This window comes from Variovorax paradoxus NBRC 15149, assembly GCF_001591365.1.
Lineage (GTDB): Bacteria > Pseudomonadota > Gammaproteobacteria > Burkholderiales > Burkholderiaceae_C > Variovorax > Variovorax paradoxus.
The window spans coordinates 430,792-450,288 of record NZ_BCUT01000007.1 but is presented as its reverse complement, the minus strand read 5'-3'; the positions used below and the strand labels follow the sequence as shown (position 1 = coordinate 450,288).

At 68.3% G+C, this 19,497-nt stretch carries 18 protein-coding genes; 12 read left to right on the top strand and 6 right to left on the bottom strand.

Translation table 11 applies throughout. The features are described from left to right. Positions 1-35: 35 nt before the first annotated feature. The gene (gene dnaE / locus VPA02S_RS27675; protein WP_012748217.1) at positions 36-3,554 is read right to left on the bottom strand and encodes a DNA polymerase III subunit alpha; all 3,519 of its coding nucleotides are present in this window, start codon (positions 3,552-3,554) and stop codon (positions 36-38) included. Between the two features lie 61 nt (positions 3,555-3,615). On the opposite strand from dnaE, the gene VPA02S_RS27670 reads away from it, so the two are divergent. Beyond that, positions 3,616-4,407 carry a sulfurtransferase gene (locus VPA02S_RS27670; RefSeq protein WP_018904628.1) on the top strand — a complete coding sequence of 264 codons (792 nt, stop codon included), beginning with the start codon at positions 3,616-3,618 and terminating at the stop codon, positions 4,405-4,407. Positions 4,408-4,438: 31 nt separating this feature from the next. On the opposite strand, the gene VPA02S_RS27665 is transcribed toward VPA02S_RS27670, so the two are convergent. Genes VPA02S_RS27665 through VPA02S_RS27650 form a run of 4 tightly spaced genes read right to left on the bottom strand, consistent with a single transcriptional unit; the run spans position 4,439 to position 7,173 of the window. Continuing rightward, positions 4,439-5,362, bottom strand: a complete 924-nt coding sequence (locus VPA02S_RS27665) for a pirin family protein (protein ID WP_018904629.1) — start codon at positions 5,360-5,362, stop codon at positions 4,439-4,441. A 25-nt stretch (positions 5,363-5,387) separates the two neighbouring features. Continuing rightward, a complete protein-coding gene (locus VPA02S_RS27660; RefSeq protein ID WP_018904630.1) occupies positions 5,388-5,939 on the bottom strand; it encodes a flavodoxin family protein in 552 nt (183 codons plus the stop codon). 31 nt (positions 5,940-5,970) lie between these two features. Continuing rightward, on the bottom strand, positions 5,971-6,456 hold the full coding sequence (locus tag VPA02S_RS27655; protein ID WP_259347625.1) for a DoxX family protein: 486 nt from the start codon (positions 6,454-6,456) through the stop codon (positions 5,971-5,973). Positions 6,457-6,471: 15 nt separating this feature from the next. After that, positions 6,472-7,173, bottom strand: a complete 702-nt coding sequence (locus tag VPA02S_RS27650; protein ID WP_018904632.1) for a pirin family protein — start codon at positions 7,171-7,173, stop codon at positions 6,472-6,474. A gap of 177 nt (positions 7,174-7,350) precedes the next feature. Here VPA02S_RS27650 and VPA02S_RS27645 point away from each other — a divergent pair, with 177 nt between their 5' ends. From VPA02S_RS27645 to VPA02S_RS27625, 5 genes are all read left to right on the top strand, one after another. Further along, entirely contained in the window at positions 7,351-8,304 is a 954-nt protein-coding gene (locus tag VPA02S_RS27645) for a LysR family transcriptional regulator (RefSeq protein WP_012748223.1), read from the top strand. Positions 8,305-8,446: 142 nt separating this feature from the next. After that, positions 8,447-9,529 (top strand): NAD(P)/FAD-dependent oxidoreductase, encoded by a 1,083-nt coding sequence (locus VPA02S_RS27640; protein ID WP_018904633.1) that lies wholly within the window; start codon positions 8,447-8,449, stop codon positions 9,527-9,529. 7 nt (positions 9,530-9,536) lie between these two features. Next, entirely contained in the window at positions 9,537-10,460 is a 924-nt protein-coding gene (gluQRS, locus tag VPA02S_RS27635) for a tRNA glutamyl-Q(34) synthetase GluQRS (protein WP_018904634.1), read from the top strand. Beyond that, positions 10,460-11,218: a tRNA (guanosine(46)-N7)-methyltransferase TrmB gene (gene trmB, locus VPA02S_RS27630; RefSeq protein ID WP_018904635.1), complete on the top strand. Its 759-nt coding sequence runs from the start codon at positions 10,460-10,462 to the stop codon at positions 11,216-11,218. Before gluQRS ends, trmB begins: the two co-directional genes overlap by 1 nt. Before the next feature lie 104 nt (positions 11,219-11,322). Next, on the top strand, positions 11,323-12,486 hold the full coding sequence (locus tag VPA02S_RS27625) for an ABC transporter substrate-binding protein (protein WP_018904636.1): 1,164 nt from the start codon (positions 11,323-11,325) through the stop codon (positions 12,484-12,486). Positions 12,487-12,490: 4 nt separating this feature from the next. Here the strand turns inward: VPA02S_RS27625 and VPA02S_RS27620 are convergent, their stop codons facing one another. Next, positions 12,491-13,210: a Crp/Fnr family transcriptional regulator gene (locus VPA02S_RS27620; protein ID WP_026284005.1), complete on the bottom strand. Its 720-nt coding sequence runs from the start codon at positions 13,208-13,210 to the stop codon at positions 12,491-12,493. 102 nt (positions 13,211-13,312) lie between these two features. Between VPA02S_RS27620 and VPA02S_RS27615 the strand changes: the two genes are divergently transcribed. The 6 genes from VPA02S_RS27615 (at position 13,313) to VPA02S_RS27590 (ending at position 19,473) form a co-directional block, all read left to right on the top strand. Further along, positions 13,313-13,903 (top strand): HD domain-containing protein, encoded by a 591-nt coding sequence (locus tag VPA02S_RS27615; protein ID WP_018904638.1) that lies wholly within the window; start codon positions 13,313-13,315, stop codon positions 13,901-13,903. A gap of 24 nt (positions 13,904-13,927) precedes the next feature. Continuing rightward, a complete protein-coding gene (locus tag VPA02S_RS27610) occupies positions 13,928-14,695 on the top strand; it encodes a class II aldolase/adducin family protein (RefSeq protein ID WP_018904639.1) in 768 nt (255 codons plus the stop codon). A 90-nt stretch (positions 14,696-14,785) separates the two neighbouring features. Then, positions 14,786-15,712, top strand: coding sequence for a LysR family transcriptional regulator (locus tag VPA02S_RS27605; protein WP_018904640.1), 927 nt, complete (start codon positions 14,786-14,788; stop codon positions 15,710-15,712). Between the two features lie 76 nt (positions 15,713-15,788). Continuing rightward, the gene (tcuA, locus tag VPA02S_RS27600) at positions 15,789-17,219 is read left to right on the top strand and encodes an FAD-dependent tricarballylate dehydrogenase TcuA (protein ID WP_018904641.1); all 1,431 of its coding nucleotides are present in this window, start codon (positions 15,789-15,791) and stop codon (positions 17,217-17,219) included. Next, positions 17,203-18,429 (top strand): tricarballylate utilization 4Fe-4S protein TcuB, encoded by a 1,227-nt coding sequence (gene tcuB, locus VPA02S_RS27595; protein ID WP_018904642.1) that lies wholly within the window; start codon positions 17,203-17,205, stop codon positions 18,427-18,429. Before tcuA ends, tcuB begins: the two co-directional genes overlap by 17 nt. 63 nt (positions 18,430-18,492) lie before the next feature. Next, entirely contained in the window at positions 18,493-19,473 is a 981-nt protein-coding gene (locus VPA02S_RS27590) for a tripartite tricarboxylate transporter substrate binding protein (protein WP_018904643.1), read from the top strand. The last annotated feature ends 24 nt before the right edge of the window (positions 19,474-19,497 follow it).

Below are 19,497 nucleotides of genomic sequence, written 5' to 3'. Positions count from 1 at the left end.
GGCCAGGCGCCAAGCGCGCCCGGCCGCCTCGCCGCTCACTCGTAGACCACCGAGGCCTTGCCGGCTTCCGCCTGCGCCGTCCAGCTCGCGAGCGCGGCATCGGTCGGGAAGAACTTCGCGCGCTCGCCCAGCTGCAGCTCGACCTGCGCACCGCCGCGCGCCATCGACAGGCGCACCGGCAGCCCCTGCACGAGGTCGCCGTGCTCGCTCTGCTCGGTGCGCGGCGGAAAGTCTTTCACCAGGCGCGCGATGTCGGGCGCCTTGCCATTGACCGCCACGCGCAGGAATTTTCCGAAGCGGCAGCGCGCGGTGGCCAGGTCCCACACCTGCTGCACCTGGAAGCGGGCCTCGAAGCCGCCGCGGCCCGGCTGCAGCCGGCCGCTCACGATCACCAGTTCGTCGTCCTTCAGGGTGTTGCGGTTCGCGTTGATCAGCGCCTCGTCCGCGGTGGCGTCGATGGCATCGGACTTGTCGTCGAGCTTGAAGATCGCCAGCCGGCCGCGCTGGCCGTTGATCACGCGGAAATCGCTCACGATGCCCGCGATCACCTGCTGCTCGCGCGTGTCCATGAGGTCGCCGATCTCGCGCTTGCAGAAGCGCCGCACCTCGTGCGCCACCTCGTCGAACAGGTGGCCTGAGAGATAGAAGCCGACGGCCGTCTTCTCGAAGGTGAGCCGCTCCTTCACGCCCCAGGGCGTGGCGTCCACCAGCTCGGGCTCCTGCGTGGCCGAGCCATGCTCGCTGTCGCCGAAGATGTCGACCTGCGCGGCATTGGCCTCGGTGGCGGCCGCGAACTCGAAGGCGCGGTCGACCGAGGCGATGAGCGAGGCGCGGTTCTGCTGGATCGAATCGAATGCGCCGGCCTTGATGAGCGCTTCGACCGTGCGCTTGTTGATGCGCTGGCGATCGATGCGCACGCAGAAATCGAACAGGCTCTTGAAGGGCCCGCCTTCTTCGCGTGCGCGCACCACGGCCTCGACCGCGAGCTGGCCCGTGCCCTTGACGGCCCCCAGGCCGTAGCGGATCACCTTGTCGGTGACCGGCTCGAAACGGTAGTTGCCGCGGTTCACGTCCGGCGGCTCGAAGGTGATGCCGAAGTTCTTCTGCGCGTCCTCGAACAGCACCTTGAGCTTGTCGGTGTCGTCCATTTCCACGGTCATGTTGGCGCAGAAGAACTCGGCCGTGTAGTGGACCTTGAGCCAACCGGTGTGGTACGCCAGCAGAGAGTAGGCGGCGGCGTGCGACTTGTTGAAGCCGTAGCCCGCGAACTTCTCCATCAAGTCGAAGATCTCGTCGGCCTTGTCCTGGGGAATGCCGTGCGTCGAGAGCGCGCCCGCGCGGAATTTCTCGCGGTGCTCGGCCATCTCCTCGAGCTTTTTCTTGCCCATGGCGCGGCGCAGCAGGTCGGCGCCGCCGAGCGAATAGCCGCCCAGGATCTGCGCGGTCTGCATCACCTGCTCCTGGTAGACCATGATCCCGTAGGTCTCGGAGAGCATCTCGGCCACGGCCGGGTGCGGGTACTCCACCTCTTCGCGGCCGTGCTTGCGCGCCACGAAGCTCGGGATCAGGTCCATCGGGCCCGGACGGTACAGCGCGTTGAGCGCGATCAGGTCCTCCAGGCGCGTCGGCCGCGCATCCTTCAGCATGCCCTGCATGCCGCGGCTTTCAAACTGGAACACCGCTTCGGTCTTGCCCTCGGAGAACAGCTTGTAGGTCTCGCGGTCGTCGAGCTTGATGTTCTCGTACGCGAAGTTCTCCTGGCCCTTGTGGCGCTTGACGATGAACTCTTTCGCGATCTCGAGGATCGTGAGCGTGGCCAGGCCCAGGAAGTCGAACTTCACGAGGCCGATGGCCTCCACGTCGTCCTTGTCGTACTGGCTCACGGCCGAGTCGCTGCCGGGCTGCTGGTAGAGCGGGCAGAAGTCGGTGAGCTTGCCGGGCGCAATCAGCACGCCGCCCGCGTGCATGCCGATGTTGCGCGTCATGCCTTCGAGCTTCTGCGCGAGCTCGACCAGCATGCGCACTTCTTCTTCCTTCTCGATGCGCGCCGCGAGCTGCGGCTCCATCTCGATGGCGTAGTTGTTCTTGTCGCCCTCCACCTTGGGGTTGGGCGGATACTGGATGGTGACGGGCTGGCCCGGCTTATTGGGAATGAGCTTGCTGATGCCGTCGCAGAACATGTAGCTCATGTCGAGCACGCGGCCCACGTCGCGGATGGCGGCGCGCGCGGCCATTGTTCCGAAGGTGGCGATCTGGCTCACGGCATCGCGGCCGTACTTGTCCTTGACGTAGTCGATCACGCGGTCGCGGTTGCCCTGGCAGAAGTCGATGTCGAAGTCGGGCATCGAGACGCGCTCGGGGTTCAGGAAACGTTCGAACAGCAGCTTGTATTCGAGCGGATCGAGGTCGGTGATCTTCAGCGCATAGGCCACCAGCGAACCGGCGCCCGAGCCCCGGCCCGGGCCCACCGGGCAGCCATTGTTCTTGGCCCACTTGATGAAGTCGCCCACGATCAGGAAGTAGCCGGGGAAGCCCATGTTCAGGATCGTGTTGATCTCGAACTCGAGCCGCTCCACATAGCGCGGCCGCTCGGCCTCGCGCCTGGCCGGATCGGGATAGAGGTGCGCCAGGCGTTCTTCCAGGCCCAGGAAGGACTCCTGGCGGAAGAACTCGTCGATCGGCATGCGCACGCCTTCGCTGATGAAGGGCGTCGGAAAATCGGGCAGCTGCGGCTTGCCGAGCACCAGCGTGAGGTTGCAGCGCTTGGCGATCTCGACCGTGTTGGCCAGCGCGCTCGGCACGTCGGCAAAGAGCGCCTGCATCTCGGCGCTCGACTTGAAGTACTGCTCCTCGGTGAACTTGCGCACGCGGCGCGGGTTGCCGAGGATTTCGCCTTCCGAGATGCAGACGCGCGCCTCGTGCGCCTCGTAGTCCTGGCGTTCGGCAAACTGCACCGGGTGCGTGGCGACCACCGGCAGGCGCAGGCGGGCCGCGAGCTTGACGGCGGCAATCACATGCGGCTCGTCCTCGGGGCGGCCCGCGCGCTGCAGCTCGATGTAGAAGCGGTGCGGGAACATGCCCGCCAATTGCAGCGCCAGCTCGGCGGCGCGCTCTTCCTGGCCCTGCAGCAGCGGCGCGCCCAGCGGGCCGGCCTGCGCGCCCGACAGCGCGATCAGTCCGCCCTGCAGCTCCTGGAGCCATTCGAGCTTGCAGGCCGCCTGCGACTGGCCGCGGCCCACGTTCTGCGTCCAGGCACGCGCCAGCAGCTCGGACAGGTGCAGGTAGCCTTCCATGTTCTGCACCAGCAGCACGATGCGGGTGAGCACGCCGGGCTCCTTGCCCAGGCCTTCGATGAAGATTTCAGCGCCGATGACCGGCTTGACGCCCTTGCTTCGCCCCTGCTTGTAGAACTTGACCGCCCCGAACAGGTTGTTCAGGTCGGTGATGGCCAGTGCGGGCTGCTTGTCGGCAGCGGCGGCCTTGACGACTTCGTCGATGCGGTTGGTGCCGTCGACGACGGAAAACTCGGTGTGCAGGCGCAGGTGAACAAACATCCGCCCATTGTAGAAACCGCCACTCCACGATGTGGGTTGGCAATCCCTACAATCTCGGCCCGTGCAAGAGATTTTGAATATTGCGGCCTACAAATTCGTGGCCATCGACGACAGCCCCGTGCTGCGCGAAGACCTGCGCGGGCGCGCCCAGGCGCTGGGCCTCATGGGCACCATCCTGCTGGCGCCCGAGGGCATCAACCTGTTCCTGGCGGGGCTGCCCGACGCCGTGCGCAGCTTCGTGGCCGGCCTGCGCGCCGATGCGCGCTTCGCCGACCTCGAAACCAAGGAAAGCTGGTCCGCCGCGCAGCCCTTCCGCCGCATGCTGGTGAAACTCAAGCGCGAGATCATCCGCATGGACCATCCGGCCATCCAGCCGGCAGCGGGCCGCGCGCCGGGCGTGGACGCGCCCACGCTCAAGCGCTGGCTCGACCAGGGCCACGACGATGAAGGCCGGGAAATCGCGCTGCTCGACACCCGCAACGACTTCGAGGTCGACGAAGGCAGCTTCGACGGCGCGATCGACTGGCGCATCACCAAGTTCACCGAATTCCCGCCCGCGCTCAAGGCGCACCGAGCCGATTTCGCGGGCAAGACCGTGGTGAGCTTCTGCACCGGCGGCATCCGCTGCGAGAAGGCCGCCATCCTGATGCGCGAGGAAGGCATCGAGAACGTGCTGCAGCTCGAAGGCGGCATCCTCAAATATTTCGAAGAGGTCGGCGGTGCGCACTACCACGGCGACTGCTTCGTGTTCGACGGCCGGCGCGCGCTCGCGCCCGACCTGAGCGCACGTGCGGCCGATGCCAGTGCGCGTGCGTCGGAAGACGTGGGCCTCAGCAGCGGCCTGAAGAAATAGCCGGCGGGTTGCCGGCCACGCGCTCCGCAGATCAGACCGGCGTGGTGCCCACGTCGGGTTCGCGCACGCCAAAGGGCTTGCCGGGCAGCGGAATGAACTCGGTCTCGCCAGGCACATGTCCCATGCGCTGCGCAGCCCAGTCGGAGCCGGCTTCGAGGATGCGCTCGCGCCGGCTCGATACGAAATTCCAGGTGATGTAGCGCGGGCCGTCGAGCGGCTCGCCGCCGATCACCATCAGGCGCGCCGCGGTGTCGCAAGCCAGCACTGCGCCCTGGCCGTCGGGCAGAACCGCCATCGTGTGCGCGGGAATCGCTTCGCCATTGATGCGCACATCGGCATCGACGGCATACACCGCCAATTCGGGCGCCAGCGCGGGCAGTTCGAAGCGGCCGCCCGCGGGCAATGCGATGTCGAGGTAGATCGTCTGCGACAGCGTCTTGACCGGCGAGCGTTGGCCAAAGGCCTCGCCCACCAGCACGCGCACCGCCACGCCCTGCTCCACCACCTCGGGAATGCCACCGGCCGGCGTGTGCTCGAAGCTCGGCTCGATTTCTTCATGCACCTGCGGCAAGGCGGCCCAGAGCTGCAGCCCATGGTTCACGTAGGTGTCGGCCTTGAGGCGCTCGGGCTTGCGCTCGGAGTGCACGATGCCGCGCCCCGCGGTCATCCAGTTGATCGCGCCGGGCAGGATCTCCTGCACGCTGCCGAGGCTGTCGCGATGCATCATCGCGCCCTCGAAAAGATAGGTGACCGTGGACAGGCCGATGTGCGGATGCGGCCGCACGTCGTGCGCCATGCCGGGCTGCTCGGTGGCCGGGCCGAAGTGGTCGAAGAACACGAACGGGCCCACCGAGCGGCGCTGCGCCGCGGGCAGCAGGCGCCGCACATTGAAGCCGCCGCCCAGGTCCTTGTCGTGTGGTTGAAGCAATTGGGTCTGTGCGGCGGTATCGGTCATCGGGGGCTCCGTGGTTGGCTGGGTTTTATCCGCGCGATCTTGCCACTGTGGCAATACGCTCGCCGAATGCCCTTGCCGTGTCGAAGTCGCCCTTGAACATCTCGGCCGGGCTCGCATCCGAAGGCGACTGCGTCAACAGGCCGCCGTAGCCGCCCACGTAGTTCATCGAATCGCGCGTGGCCGCCTTGCTGTTGCTCGGCAGGATGCCCATGCTGACCCACAGGCCGCTGTGCTGCATCGCAAGCGTCCACAGGTAGCCCATGGTCGCGACCTTGTCGCCGTTCATGGTGGCGCTGTTGGTGAAGCCCGCAAAGAGCTTGTCCTTCCAGCCCTGCGTGAACCAGACCTTCGACGACGCATCGGCAAATTTCTTGAACTGCCAGCTCACGCCGCCCATGTAGGTCGGCGAGCCGAAGATGATCGCGTCGGCCGCGGCCAGCGTCTCCCAGCCGCCTTCGGGCAGGTTGCCATCGGCATCGATGGCGAGCAGCTGCGCGTCCGCGCCATCGGCCACGGCTTGCGCCACGCGCTGGGTATGGCCGTAGCCGGAATGGAAGACAACGACGATGTTTGCCATGTTCAGGGACTCCTTTGTTCAGGTTGTGGAATCAGCGCTTGTCGATGCTGAAGCGGCCGGGGCCGAAGGCGGCGAAGGCGAGCAGGCCGCCGGCAATGGCGATGTTCTTGTTGAAGTTGATCTGCTGCATCATCTTCATTGCATCGGGCGCCGACCAGTACTTGTGGAAGAACAGCGCGGTGACCACGGTGAAGACGGCCATCGCAATGGCGGTCCAGCGGGTCTTGAAGCCCACCAGCAGCGCGATGCCGAGGACGAGCTCGACCAGGATGGCGATCGCGGCGCCGACTTCCGGCAGCGGCAGGCCCACCGAGTTGATGTAGCCCACGGTGCCCGCAAAGCCCATGAGCTTGCCGATGCCGGCCGGGATGAACAGGTACGCGATCAGGATGCGGCCGACCAGCGCCAGCGTGTCCTGGGCTGCATTGGGGGTGGTGGTTGTGGTTGCCATGTGTGAAAACTCCTCGGGTTGTTGAAATTGAAAAAAGAACAGGGGAAAAAGAAGGCCGGGCGGCATGCGCCCGGCCCGGGATCACGCCGCCAGGTCGAACACCAGCACTTCGGCATCCTTGCCGGCGCCGAGCGTGAGCTGCGATTCGCCCTGGAGCATCGCGGCGTCGCCGCCCACAAGCTTCTGGCCATTGACTTCGAGCTCGCCGCGCACCAGGTGCACGTAGCTCTTGCGCTTCGAATCGAGCGCCAGGCTGGCGGTTTCATCGCCGTCGAGCAGGCCTGCGAAGAGGCGCGCATCGGCGTGCACCGTGACCGAGCCGTCGGCACCGTCGGGCGAGGCCACCAGGCGCAGCTTGCCGCGCTTTTCGGCGTCGCTGAACTTCTTCTGCTCGTAGCCGGGCGCAATGCCGCGCACGTTCGGCTCGATCCAGATCTGCAGGAAGTGCGTGGTCTCGTCGGCCTTGTGGTTGAACTCGCTGTGCATCACGCCGCGGCCCGCGCTCATGCGCTGCACGTCGCCCGGCGGGATGGATTCCACGTTGCCCATGCTGTCCTTGTGCGCCAGTTCGCCCGAGAGCACGTAGCTGATGATCTCCATGTCCTTGTGGCCATGGGTGCCGAAACCGGCGCCCGCGGCCACGCGGTCTTCGTTGATCACCCGCAGGTTGCCGAAACCCATGTGGGCCGGGTCGTAGTAGCCGGCAAAGGAAAAGCTGTGGAACGAGCGCAGCCAGCCATGGTCGGCATAACCGCGTTCCTGTGATTTACGGACTTGCAACATCGTCAGACTCCTTCGGCCCTGCCCTGTGGGGGTTGCTCGGGCCTTCTTCGTATGCCGCGCCGGATGCGCAGCGGATGTGAAGAACTTTAGGCCCGCACCCCATGGATAAAAGCGCCGGGTTTTGATGGCATCATTCAAATTTTTTGATCGATCGGGCCGCCGGTCGAAGGAGCCGCCATGCCCAGCGCCAGAGACGTACTGACCCCCGATGCGCTCGCCATGCTGCAGACCGTGGCGAGCACCGGCAGCTTTGCCGGCGCGGCGCGCGCGCTCAACCTCGTGCCCAGCGCGCTCAGCTACCGCGTGCGCCAGATCGAGGACGCGCTCGACGTGCTGCTGTTCGACCGCAGCGCACGCCAGGCCCGCATCACCGAGGCCGGCGCCGAGCTGCTGCGCGAGGCGGCGCGGCTGCTCGGCGAGATCGATGCGGTTGCCAACCGCGTCAAGCGCGTGGCCACGGGCTGGGAGCCGATGCTCACCATTGCGGTCGACAGCGTGATCGCGCGCGACCCGCTGCTCGACCTGGCCACGGCCTTCTTCGCGCTCGATCCGCCCACGCGGCTCAAGCTGCGCGACGAAACCCTGCTCGGCACCATCGAGGCGCTGACCAGCGGCGAGGCCGACCTCGCCATCGGCGCGGTGCTCGATGCGGCGAGCCTGGCCTTCACCGCCACCGGCATCCGCAGCCGGCCGATCGGCGAGCTGTGCTTCGTCTATGCGGTGGCGCCGCACCATCCGCTCGCGCGCCTGCCCGAGCCATTGACCGATGCGGTGCTTCGCCAGCATCGCGCGGTGGCGGCGGCCGACTCGGTGCGCAGCGGGCCGAGCATGACGGTCAACCTGGTCGGTGGACAGGACGTGCTCACGGTGCCGAGCATGCAGGCCAAGCTGAACGCGCAGCTGCACGGCCTGGGCGGCGGCTTCCTGCCCGAGCCGATGGCGCGGCCCTACATCGAGGCCGGCCACCTGGTCGAGCGCAAGACCGAACGCCAGCCGCCGCTCGCGACCATGCACTGCGCCTGGCGCGTGCGCAGCGCGGGCGGGCCGGGCCGCGCGCTCGAATGGTGGCTCGCGCAGTTCGAGCACGAGGCCACGCGGCGGGCTTTGCTTGAACGGCATCGCGGGCGTTGATTCGGCGCGGGACATTCGCGGAGGGAAGTACCCGGTGGCCTGTGCACGCACCCCGAACAGGACACGTCCTCCAGCCCCCTCCCGGACCGATGTAGAGTCCGGACACATCCATCCGTCTCCGTACACAAGAAAAGAGTCCCTCATGACCACTCGCGCAACTGCAAAGGCGGCCGACCGCCACCGAACCCCCGCCGCTCCACGCCACTACGCCGTCGTCGGCGCCGGCATTGCCGGAGTCGCCTGCGCCCGGACGCTGGTACAGGCCGGCCACAAGGTCACGGTGTTCGAACGCGAGGCCGCGCCCGGCGGGCGCATGGCGAGCGTCGACACCGCCTTCGGCCGCTTCGACAGCGGCGCGCAGTACTTCACCGTGCGCGATCCGCGCTTTGCGCTGGCGCTGGAAGCCACGCCCAGCCTCTGCCGCCCCTGGAGCGCCAACCTCGTGCGCGTGCTCGATGCGCACGGCCGCGTGGCCGAGGCCGCATTGCCCGGGCGCGAATCGCATTGGGTGGCGCAGCCGGGCATGGACGCCCTGGTGGCCCACTGGGCCGCGCCGCTGGGCGACAGCCTCGTGCTCGACACGCAGGTCACGCAGATCGAAGCCGATGCGCTCGACGCCAAGCGCTGGCAGCTGCGCACCGCCGGTGAAGACGATTCGCAGCACGTGTACTCGGGCTTCGACGCCGTGCTGCTGGCCGTGCCGCCCTCGCGCACGCGCGCGCTGCTGGGCGACGGCAAGCTCTCGGCCGCCATCAGCCAGAAGATCGAGCCGGTGCGCATCGCGCCCTGCTGGACGCTGATGATCGCCTTCCCGCAGGCCAACCAGGCCAACATGTCGCACCTCGGCCCGCAATGGAATGCGGCGCGCAGCACCCATCACCGCGTGGCATGGCTGGCGCGCGAGTCGTCCAAGCCCGGCCGCGAACGCGTCGAGCGCTGGACGCTGCAGGCCAGCGCCACCTGGTCGCAGGAGCACCTGCGCGACGATGCCGCGCGCGTCGAGGCCAAGCTGCTGCGCGCCTTCGCCGAAATCACCGGCATCCATGCCGCGCCCACGCACGCGCGGGCGCGCTGCTGGCCCGAAGCCCAGACCCAGGTGCCCGTGGGCAAGAGCCACCTGTGGGACGCCAAGGCACGCATCGGCGTGGCCGGCGACTGGTGCACCGGGCACCGGGTCGAGGATGCGTTCCTCTCGGGCCTTTCGCTGGCGCTTGCAGTGATCTGATCCACGGATGCGGGAGACCGGCCGTTTCGCGCCCTCGCCCACCGGCCCGCTGCATGCCGGCTCGCTGGTGGCCGCGCTCGCAAGCTGGCTCGACGTGCGCGCGCGCGGCCCGAAGGCGCGCTGGCTGATCCGCATCGAGGACGCCGACACCGAACGCTGCCTGCCCGGCATGGGCGAGCACATCCTTGGGCAACTGGCCGACTGCGGCCTGCTGCCCGACGAAGCGCCGCTGTGGCAGACGCAGCGCACCGAGCGCTACGAAGCCGCGCTGGCAAGGCTGCAGGCCTTCGGCCTTGCCTACCCCTGCGGCTGCTCGCGCAAGGACATCGACGAGGCGCTGGCACGGCTCGGCCGGCCGCACACGCGCCATGGCGAGCGGGTCTATCCCGGCACCTGCCGCGACGGCCTGCACGGCAAGCCCGCACGCGCCTGGCGCTTTGCCACCGAGAAGTTCGAATCGGCCCAGCCGCCATCGGCCTCCGGCGAACTCTGCTGGACCGACCGCCGCCTCGGCCGCCAATGCCAGGACGTGAGCCGCGAGGTTGGCGACTTCGTGCTGCGCCGCGCCGACGGCCCCTGGGCCTACCAGCTTGCGGTGGTGGTCGACGACGCGGAACAGGGCGTGACCGACGTGGTGCGCGGCGAAGACCTGGCCGACAACACCGCGCGCCAGATCCTGCTGCAGCGCGCACTCGGCCTGCCCACGCCCAGCTACCTGCACACGCCGCTGGTGCGCGGCGCCGACGGCGACAAGCTCTCCAAGCAGAACGGCGCCACCGCCATCGACACCGCCACGCCAGAGGCTGCCCTGGCCGCCCTCGACGCGGCCGCGCGCGTGCTCGGCCTGCGCGCCACCACGGCCGCTTCCTGCGCGCCTGCATTGGCCGGCTGGGTGCCCGAATGGCGCGATCTCTACAATTCGCGGCCGTAATGACCTTTCCCGACACCGTGCCCCACGATTCCACGCCCAGCGACGACGACGACGCGGCCGACGACAACAGCAACAACAAGCCGCATCCGCTGCACCGCCGCCTCAAGAGCTTCGTGAAGCGCGCGGGCCGCACCACCGACGGCCAGGCGCGCGCCTTTGCCGAGCTGGGCCCGCTGTTCCTCATTCCCTACAAGCCCGAGCCGCTCGACCTCACGGCGGCCTTCGGCGGCCGCGCCGCGCCGACCGTACTCGAGATCGGCTTTGGCATGGGCGAGGCCACCGCGCACATCGCCACGGTGCTGCCCGAGACCAACTTCCTGTGCTGCGAAGTGCACGAGCCCGGCGTGGGCGCGCTGCTCAAGCGCATCGGCGAGCAGTCGATCAGCAACATCCGCATCTGCGCGCACGATGCGGTCGACGTGCTCGACCACATGCTGCAGCCCGGCTCGCTGGCGGGCGTGCATGTGTTCTTTCCCGACCCGTGGCACAAGAAGCGCCACAACAAGCGCCGCCTGATCCAGCCCGAGTTCGTGAAGAAGCTCGCCGAGCACCTGCAGCCGGGCGGCTACATCCACTGCGCCACCGACTGGCAGCCCTACGCCGAGCAGATGCTCGAGGTGCTGTCCGCCGAGCCGCTGCTGCGCAACACGGCCGAAGGCTACGCACCCAAGCCGGAGTACCGGCCGCTCACCAAGTTCGAGAACCGCGGCATCAAGCTGGGCCACGGCGTCTGGGACCTGGTGTTCCGGCGCGCCTGAGGCCGCTCCTGCGGGAGGCCCGCCGGGCGGCCTCGTTTTCCGCAGCCTTCCCCATCGGCACCGAACTTGCTACACTTTTTTACTACTGTTAAAAAAGGTGAGCCATGGACAGTTCTCGCAGGGAATGGCTGGGCAAGGCGTGCGGGGCGCTGCTGCTGGGCGGCGGCGTTCATCTGCCGGCGCTGTCGCAATCGTCGGGCCGCGCGGCGGGCGCACGGGTGGTCGTGCTGGGCCAGTCGGTGCCGCTGACGGGCGCGGCCGGCGAGATCGGGCTGGCCTTTGCGGCCGGCAGCCGGCTCGCGGTGGCCGACTTCAACGAGCGCAATGCCGCGAGCGGCCTGCAGCTCAAGCTGCTGCAGCTGGACGACGGCTACGACGCGGGCCGGGCTGCCGCCAATGCGCGCACGCTGCTGGGTGCCGACAAGGCCGACATGCTGTTCGGCTTCGTGGGCACCGCCAGCAGCGATGCCGGAGCGAACGTGGCGGCGCAGCAAGGCAGCCTGCTGTTCGCGCCCTTTGCCGCCGCCGACACGCTGCGCGAGGCCAGCCATCCCCACGTATTCCACGTGCGCCCCGGCATGATCGACGAGGCCCTGAAGATCGTGCGCCAGTGCGCCACCGTGGGCCAGACGCGCATCGCGCTGGTGGGCGACGACGACGCCATGGGCCGCGCCGGCCTGGCCGCCGTCCAGCAGGCCATCACCGAGCTGAAGCTGCCCGCGCTGGTGGCCTCGGCGATGGTGCCGGCCGGCGGCGCCGACAAACTCGACGCGGCGCTGAAGACGGTGATGCAGCAGACGCCGCAGGCCATCGTGCTGGTGTCGCTCTCGGGCACCACGGCCAATGCGATCCGCAAGCTGCGCAAGAGCGGCTACAGCGGCAGCTTCATGGCCTTCTCGATCGTGGGCATCGACCCGCTCTATGCCGAACTGGGCAAGGACATCGGCGGCATCGTGATCTCGCAAGTGGTGCCGTCGCCGCGGCCCTCGGCCATTCCGATCGTCAAGGAGTACCGCGCCGCGGTCGACAACTCCGACCAGACGCCCTCCTACGAAGGGCTCGAAGGCTTCATCGCGGTCAAGGTGGCGGGCGAAGCGGTGCGCCGCGCGGGCCGCGGCTTTACCACTGCCAGCCTGCAGCGCGTGATGACCGCCATGACCGACTACGACGTGGGCGGCTTCCGCGTCAACCTGCGCCCGGGCCTGCGCGATGCCTCGCGCACCATCGACCTGATCAGCATCTCGGCCGACGGACGCGTGCTGCGCTGAGCCGCTATCCGCTGCTCACCAGCGCCTGCAGCGCATCGATCGACCTGAGCTCGATGCGCCCGTAGCCCAGCGCCAGCACGCCCTCGTCCGCCAGCGCATTGAGCTCCTTCGAGAGCGTCTGGCGCGTGACGCCGAGCATCATCGCCAGCGCTTCCTGCGGCAGCATCAGCGTGCGGCGCAGCTGCACCGACTGCGTGGCGTCGCCGCGCGCCAGCACCAGCAGCCGGTGCGCCACGCGCGCACGCAGGCTGCGCAGCGTGGCGTCTTCGGTGAGGCCGTAGAGCATGCGCACGCGCGCGGCCAGCATGGCGGCCATTGCGTTGGCAAAGACCACGTCGCGCATCTGCTGGGCAAAGGCCTCGGGCGGCACCACGAGCAGGTCGAGCGCCTCCAGCGCGGTGGCGTCGTGGGTGCGCGGCGAGCCGTCGATCAGCGTGATCTCGCCGAACCAGTTGCCGGGCTCGAGCACCGCAAGAATGGCCTCGCGCCCGTCCTGCCGCAGCGAAGAGATCTTGATCGTGCCGGCCAGGAGGCCGTAGAAGCCGCCGCCCGCGGCGTGGACCGGATCGCCCTGGCGGAACACCATGGCGCCGCGCCGCACGTGGATGAGTTCGCCTGCGCCCAGCAGTGCTTCGCGCTGCGCGCGCGGCATGCTGGTGAACCATGGATTGCGCTCCATCGCAGCGCGGTGCGGGGCGGAAAGACGCGGTTTGGAAGGCGGCATGCAGGGGTTTACCAGAGCCTTGCATTGTCAAATTCTTGACAGTTGAACGTCAAGCGCGGGTCTACAGTGGCCGCTCCCCCCAAAGAACACGGAGACAACACGATGAGCGAACGGGCAGGTTTCAGGAGCATGCAGGAGAGCACGCGCGAAGACTGGCAGCTGATAGGCGGCGAGTTCAGGCAGTTCGCGGCCGGCCTGCCCGCGCGCGTGATCCGGCACCTGCAGATCCTCGAAGGCGACTACGGCGGCTTTCCGGTCGACCGCTACACCCATTCGCTGCAGACCGCCACGCGCGCGCTGCGCGACGGCCGCGACGAGGAATACGTGGTGTGCGCGCTCCTGCACGACATCGGCGACACGCTCGGCAGCTTCAACCATCCCGACATTGCCGCGGCCATCCTCAAGCCCTTCGTGAGCGAGGCCAACCACTGGATGGTGCAGCACCACGGCATCTTCCAGGGCCACTACTTCTTCCATCACATCGGCCTGGACCGCGACATGCGCGACGGCTTCAAGGACCATCCGCACTACGAGCGCACGGCCGAGTTCTGCGCGCTCTACGACAACCCGGCCTTCGACCCCCGCGCCGAGACGCTGCCCATCAGCGAATTCGAACCCATGCTGCAGCGCCTGATGGCGCAGCCGAAGCAGAGCATCTACAAGGCGGCCATGAAGGAACCAGCCGCGGCCTGACCCATCCCCAAGGAAACCACCACCATGAACGCAAACACCCAATCCGAAATCCAGAAGCTCGTCTCCGCCGAGGAGTGGCAGCTGCGCGTCGACCTTGCCGCCTGCTACCGCCTGGTGGCGCTCTACGGCTGGAGCGACCTGGTCTTCACGCACATCAGTGCGCGCATTCCCGGGCCCGAGCACCACTTCCTGATCAACCCCTACGGCCTGATGTTCGACGAGATCACCGCGTCGAGCCTGGTCAAGGTCGACCAGCAGTGCAACAAGATCATCGACTCGCCCTACCCCGTGAACCCGGCCGGCTTCGTGATCCACAGCGCCGTGCATGCGGCGCGCGAAGACATCCAGTGCGTGCTGCACACCCACACCAAGGCCGGCATTGCCGTCAGCGCGCAGAAGAACGGCGTGCTGCCCATCAGCCAGCAGTCCACCTTCGTGCTGGCCTCGCTCGCCTACCACGACTACGAAGGCGTGGCCTTCCGCGACGACGAGAAGCCGCGCCTGCAGGCCGACATGGGCAACGCCAATTTCCTGATGCTGCGCAACCACGGCCTGCTGACTTGCGGCAAGACCATTGCCGACGCCTTTCTTTCGATGTACACCTTCGAGAACACCTGCCAGATCCAGATCGCCGCGCAATCGGGCGGCGGCGAGCTCACGCAGGTGAACCCCAGGATCGTCGAGGGCGTGGGCCAGGCGATGAAGGTGCAGACCGGCGGCCTGGGCGGGCAGTTCGTCTGGCCCTCGCTGATCCGCAAGCTCGACCGCATCGACGACAGCTACAGGCAATAAGCAACAAGCGCCGATCCCGGTTTCCACGGCTGCCAGCGCCTGCGCGACGGGTGTTGGCGGCCATTTTTTCATCTGCGCGATGATGCGGGCATGGAACTCCGGCAACTGCGCTACTTCGTCAAGGTCTGCGAACTGCGCAGCATGGGCCGTGCGGCCGTCGAACTGGGCGTGGTCACCTCGGCGCTGAGCCAGCAGATCAGCCGGCTCGAAGGCGAGCTTTCCACGCGCCTCTTGCAGCGCAGCTCGACCGGCGTGGCGCCCACCGATGCCGGCCTGGCCTTTTTGCAGCAGGCCCAGCTCACGCTGCGGCATGCCGACGATGCCGTGCGCGCGGCGCAGCAGGCGCGCCTGTCGGGCCATGTGAGCGTGGGCCTCGCGCCCACCACGGCCACCGTGCTGGGCGTGCCGCTGATGCGCGCCATGCAGCAGCGCTATCCCGAAGTGCGGCTGCACATGGTCGAGGCGCTGTCGGGCCATCTCACGACGATGCTGCATGCGCGCCAGCTCGACCTGGCGGTGCTGTTCCAGACCGATACGCCGCGGCGCTGGAGCGTGGCGCCGCTCCTGGCCGAGAAGCTGTTCGTGATCGCATCGCCGACGCTGGAGGGGCGCCCCACGGGCACCAAGGTCCGCCTGTCGCAGCTCGCCGAAGTGCCACTGATCCTGCCGAGCGGCAGCCACGGCCTGCGCGCGACGCTGATGGCGGCCTTTGCGCGGGCCCGCATCCAGCCGCGCATCGTTGCCGAGGTCGACGGCCTCGCGCTGCTGATGGACGCGGTGCGCGCGGGCTACGGCGCCACCGTGCAGCCCGGCGCCGCCACGGCCCGGCATGACCGCGACGACCTGGAGCTCACGCAGATCAGCGATGCGCACGTGGGCCGCCGCAACCTGCTCGTGAGCCTCTCGGACGACGAGCTTTCGCCGGCCGCGCTGGCCGCGCGCGTGGTGGTTGCCGACACGGCGCGCGCCCTGGTGCGCGAGGGCCGATGGACCGGCGCAAGTCTTCTCGATAACTGAACACCCGTTGCCTCTTTCGGCCTTTCGCGTGAAGGGCGCGCTCCCTAAAGTCTCCTGATTCAAAGGAGACCCACGAGTGATAGATGTACTGGTTGTCGGCGGCGGCAATGCCGCGCTGTGCGCCGCGCTGATGGCGCGCGAGGCCGGCGCTTCGGTGCTGCTGCTGGAAGCCTCGCCGAAGGAATGGCGCGGCGGCAATTCGCAGCACACCCGCAACCTGCGCTGCATGCACGACGCGCCGCAGGACGTGCTGGTCGATGCCTACCCTGAAGAGGAGTACTGGCAAGACCTCTTGAAGGTGACCGGCGGCCTGACCGACGAGCACCTCGCGCGGCTGGTGATCCGCGCCTCGTCGAACTGCCGCGACTGGATGCGCAGCCATGGCGTGCACTTCCAGCCGCCGCTGTCGGGCGCGCTGCACGTGGCGCGCACCAATGCCTTCTTCATGGGCGGCGGCAAGGCGCTGGTGAACGCCTATTTCCGGAGCGCCGAAAAACTCGGCGTGCAGATCCGCTACGACACGCCCGTGGCCTCGGTGGAGCTCGACGGCGACCGCTTCGCAGCCGTGCGCACCGAGGCCGGCGAGCGCATCGAAGCCAGGAGCTGCGTGCTGGCCGCCGGCGGCTTCGAATCGAACCGTGAATGGCTGCGCGAAGCCTGGGGCCGGAACGAGCGCGGCGAATGGCCGGCCGACAATTTCCTCGTCCGCGGCACGCGCTTCAACCAGGGCGTGCTGCTGAAGTACATGATCGACGCGGGCGCCGACAGCATCGGCGATCCGTCGCAGGGCCACATGGTGGCCATCGATGCGCGCGCACCGCTCTACGACGGCGGCATCTGCACCCGCATCGACTGCGTGTCGCTCGGCGTGGTGGTCAACCGCGAGGCGCAACGCTTCTACGATGAGGGCGAAGACTTCTGGCCCAAGCGCTACGCGATCTGGGGCCGGCTCGTGGCGCAGCAGCCGGGGCAGATCGCGTGGTCGGTCATCGACCAGAAGGCCGTCGGGCGCTTCATGCCGCCGGTGTTCGCCGGCACGCAGGCAAGCACGCTGGGCGAACTCGCGCAGAAGATTGGCCTGGACGAAGCCACGTTCGTCCGCACCGTGCAGGACTACAACGCGGCCTGCCGCGTCGGCCGCTTCGACCACACGGCCCTCGACGACTGCCACACCGAAGGCATCGCGCCCGCCAAGACGCACTGGGCGCGTCCGATCGACACCGCACCCTTCTACGCCTACCCGCTGCGGCCCGGCATCACCTTCACGTATCTCGGCCTGAAGGTGGACGAGACCGCGGCCGTGCGCTTTGGCGGCCGGCCCAGCCCCAACCTGTTCGTGGCCGGCGAAATGATGGCCGGCAACGTGCTGGGTAAGGGCTACACGGCCGGCGTGGGCATGAGCATCGGCACGGCCTTCGGCCGCATCGCGGGCACGCAGGCGGCACGCGCAGCAAAGAGCCATTCGAAAAAGAATTCCCCGGAGACCGCCCTTGCAGCAGCTCACTGACCTGGTCGCACGCGCCCGTGCGGATGCCGATGGCATCGGCAGCGCATCGGCGCGCGTCATTCCCATCCGGCCGGCGCTGCCGCTCGCCGCCAGCGAAGCCGAAGTCGCGCGCATCCTGCAGATCTGCAACGCCTGCCGGTATTGCGAAGGCTTCTGCGCCGTGTTCCCCGCAATGACGCGGCGGCTTGAGTTCGGCAAGGCCGACACGCACTACCTGGCCAACCTGTGCCACAACTGCGGCTCCTGCCTGCATGCCTGCCAGTACGCGCCGCCGCACGAGTTTGCGGTGAACGTGCCGCAGGCGATGGCGCAGGTGCGCATGCAGACGTACCACGACTACGCCTGGCCGCCCGCCATGGGCCCGCTCTACAAAAAGGCCGGGCTCACCGTTGCGCTGGCACTGGCCGGTGGGCTCGCGCTGTTCCTCGTGCTGGCCGTGGCTATGACAGGCGCGCTGCTGCACGAGCCGCTCGCGGGCAACTTCTACGCGATCTTCCCGCACAACTTTCTCGCGCTGGTGTTCGGCGCGGTGTTCGCCTTCGTGGTGTTCGCATTGGCGATGGGCGTGCGGCGCTTCTGGCGCGAGGTGTCGCCGACGCAGGAGAACGCGCCGGGCGAAGTGGCCGGCGTGCGCGCCGCGGCCGGCGCCGAGGCCGCGCACGACGTGCTGCGCCTCACCTACCTGGACGGCGGCCACGGCGAGGGCTGCAACAACGAAGACGACCGCTTCACGCCCTGGCGCCGGCGTTTCCACCACTTCACCTTCTACGGCTTCATGCTGTGCTTCGCCTCCACCTGCGTGGCAACGCTCTACCACTACCTGCTGGGCCTGCACGCGCCCTATGCGCTCACGAGCCTGCCGGTGCTGCTGGGCACCGCGGGCGGCATCGGCCTGGTGATCGGCCCCGTCGGGCTGCTGTGGCTGAACCTGCGGCGCAATGCGGCGCATGGCGACGTGGCCCAGCGGCCGATGGACCGCGGCTTCATCGCGCTGCTGCTGCTCACCAGCGCGACCGGCCTGGCCCTGCTCGCGTGGCGCGACACCGCCTTCATGGCGCTGCTGCTCGCGGTGCACCTGGGCGTGGTGATGGCGCTGTTCCTCACGCTGCCCTACGGCAAGTTCGCGCACGGCATCTTCCGCTCGGCGGCGCTGCTCAAGTTCGCGATCGAGAAACGCCTGCCCAGCCGCCTGCAGCTGGGCGCCGAGTGAATGAACTCGTGCACCCCAGACCCTGCAATCTTCAAAGCCACGACAACACCAAGACCCATCACGATGAACAAGACGCTCTCCTCTTTCCTGCGCGCCGGCATGGCCGCCCTGCTCTCGGCGGCGGCCGCATCGACCGCGCTCGCAGACGGCTGGCCCGCCAAGCCCATCACCATCGTCGTGCCCTTCGTGGCGGGCGGCACCACTGACATCGTCGCGCGCACCATGGGCCAGAAGCTCTCGGAATCGCTCGGGCAGCCGGTCATCATCGACAACCGTGGCGGCGCGGGCGGCACCGTGGGCGCGGCCATCGCATCGAAGGCGCCGGCCGACGGCTACACGCTGTTCCTGGCCACCATCGCGCATTCGATCGCGCCGGGCCTCTACAAGCGCCTGCCCTACGACTTCCAGCGCGACTTCGATCCCGTGGCGCTCGTGGCCTCCACGCCCAACGTGCTGGTGGTCAACGACAAGGTGCCGGCCAGGTCGGTGGCGGAACTGGTGGCCTACATCAACGCCAATCCCGGCAAGGTGAACTTCGGCTCGGCCGGCAACGGCAGCACCGAGCACATCTCGGGCGAGCTGTTCCGCTCGATGACCCGGACCGACGTCACCCACGTGCCCTACAAGGGCGGCGCGCCGATGATGGCGGACCTGATCGGCGGCCAGATCCAGATGGCCATCGAGACCAGCCCCTCGGCCGCGCCGCACGTGCGCGGCGGCAAGGTGCATGCGCTGGCCGTGACCACGCTGAAGCGCTCGCCGGCCTACCCGGGCGTGCCCACGCTGGACGAGGCCGGCCTCAAGGGCTACGACATGACCACCTGGTTCGCACTCATGGCACCGCACGGCACGCCGCCGGCACTGGTCACGCGCCTGAACGCCGAAGTCGCCCGCGCGCTGCAGCAGCAGGACGTGGCCAGGCGTTTCGAGGAGCAAGGCGTAACAGCAGGCAACATGCGGCCGGCCGAGCTCAAGGCCTTCATCGGCAGCGAAACCACCAAGTGGGTGAAGGTGGCCCGCGACGCCAGCGCGACTGCCGAATAGGCGCCCGCGCCTTACCGTCAAAGC

Coding starts and splice junctions, on each gene's coding strand:
- dnaE (WP_012748217.1), bottom strand. CDS start 3,554: ATGTTTGTTCACCTGCGCCTGCACACCGAGTTTTCCGTCGTCGACGGC.
- VPA02S_RS27665 (WP_018904629.1), bottom strand. CDS start 5,362: ATGACCGATACCGCCGCACAGACCCAATTGCTTCAACCACACGACAAG.
- VPA02S_RS27660 (WP_018904630.1), bottom strand. CDS start 5,939: ATGGCAAACATCGTCGTTGTCTTCCATTCCGGCTACGGCCATACCCAG.
- VPA02S_RS27655 (WP_259347625.1), bottom strand. CDS start 6,456: ATGCCGCCCGGCCTTCTTTTTCCCCTGTTCTTTTTTCAATTTCAACAA.
- VPA02S_RS27650 (WP_018904632.1), bottom strand. CDS start 7,173: ATGTTGCAAGTCCGTAAATCACAGGAACGCGGTTATGCCGACCATGGC.
- VPA02S_RS27645 (WP_012748223.1), top strand. CDS start 7,351: ATGCCCAGCGCCAGAGACGTACTGACCCCCGATGCGCTCGCCATGCTG.
- VPA02S_RS27640 (WP_018904633.1), top strand. CDS start 8,447: ATGACCACTCGCGCAACTGCAAAGGCGGCCGACCGCCACCGAACCCCC.
- gluQRS (WP_018904634.1), top strand. CDS start 9,537: ATGCGGGAGACCGGCCGTTTCGCGCCCTCGCCCACCGGCCCGCTGCAT.
- trmB (WP_018904635.1), top strand. CDS start 10,460: ATGACCTTTCCCGACACCGTGCCCCACGATTCCACGCCCAGCGACGAC.
- VPA02S_RS27625 (WP_018904636.1), top strand. CDS start 11,323: ATGGACAGTTCTCGCAGGGAATGGCTGGGCAAGGCGTGCGGGGCGCTG.
- VPA02S_RS27620 (WP_026284005.1), bottom strand. CDS start 13,210: ATGCCGCCTTCCAAACCGCGTCTTTCCGCCCCGCACCGCGCTGCGATG.
- VPA02S_RS27615 (WP_018904638.1), top strand. CDS start 13,313: ATGAGCGAACGGGCAGGTTTCAGGAGCATGCAGGAGAGCACGCGCGAA.
- VPA02S_RS27610 (WP_018904639.1), top strand. CDS start 13,928: ATGAACGCAAACACCCAATCCGAAATCCAGAAGCTCGTCTCCGCCGAG.
- VPA02S_RS27605 (WP_018904640.1), top strand. CDS start 14,786: ATGGAACTCCGGCAACTGCGCTACTTCGTCAAGGTCTGCGAACTGCGC.
- VPA02S_RS27590 (WP_018904643.1), top strand. CDS start 18,493: ATGAACAAGACGCTCTCCTCTTTCCTGCGCGCCGGCATGGCCGCCCTG.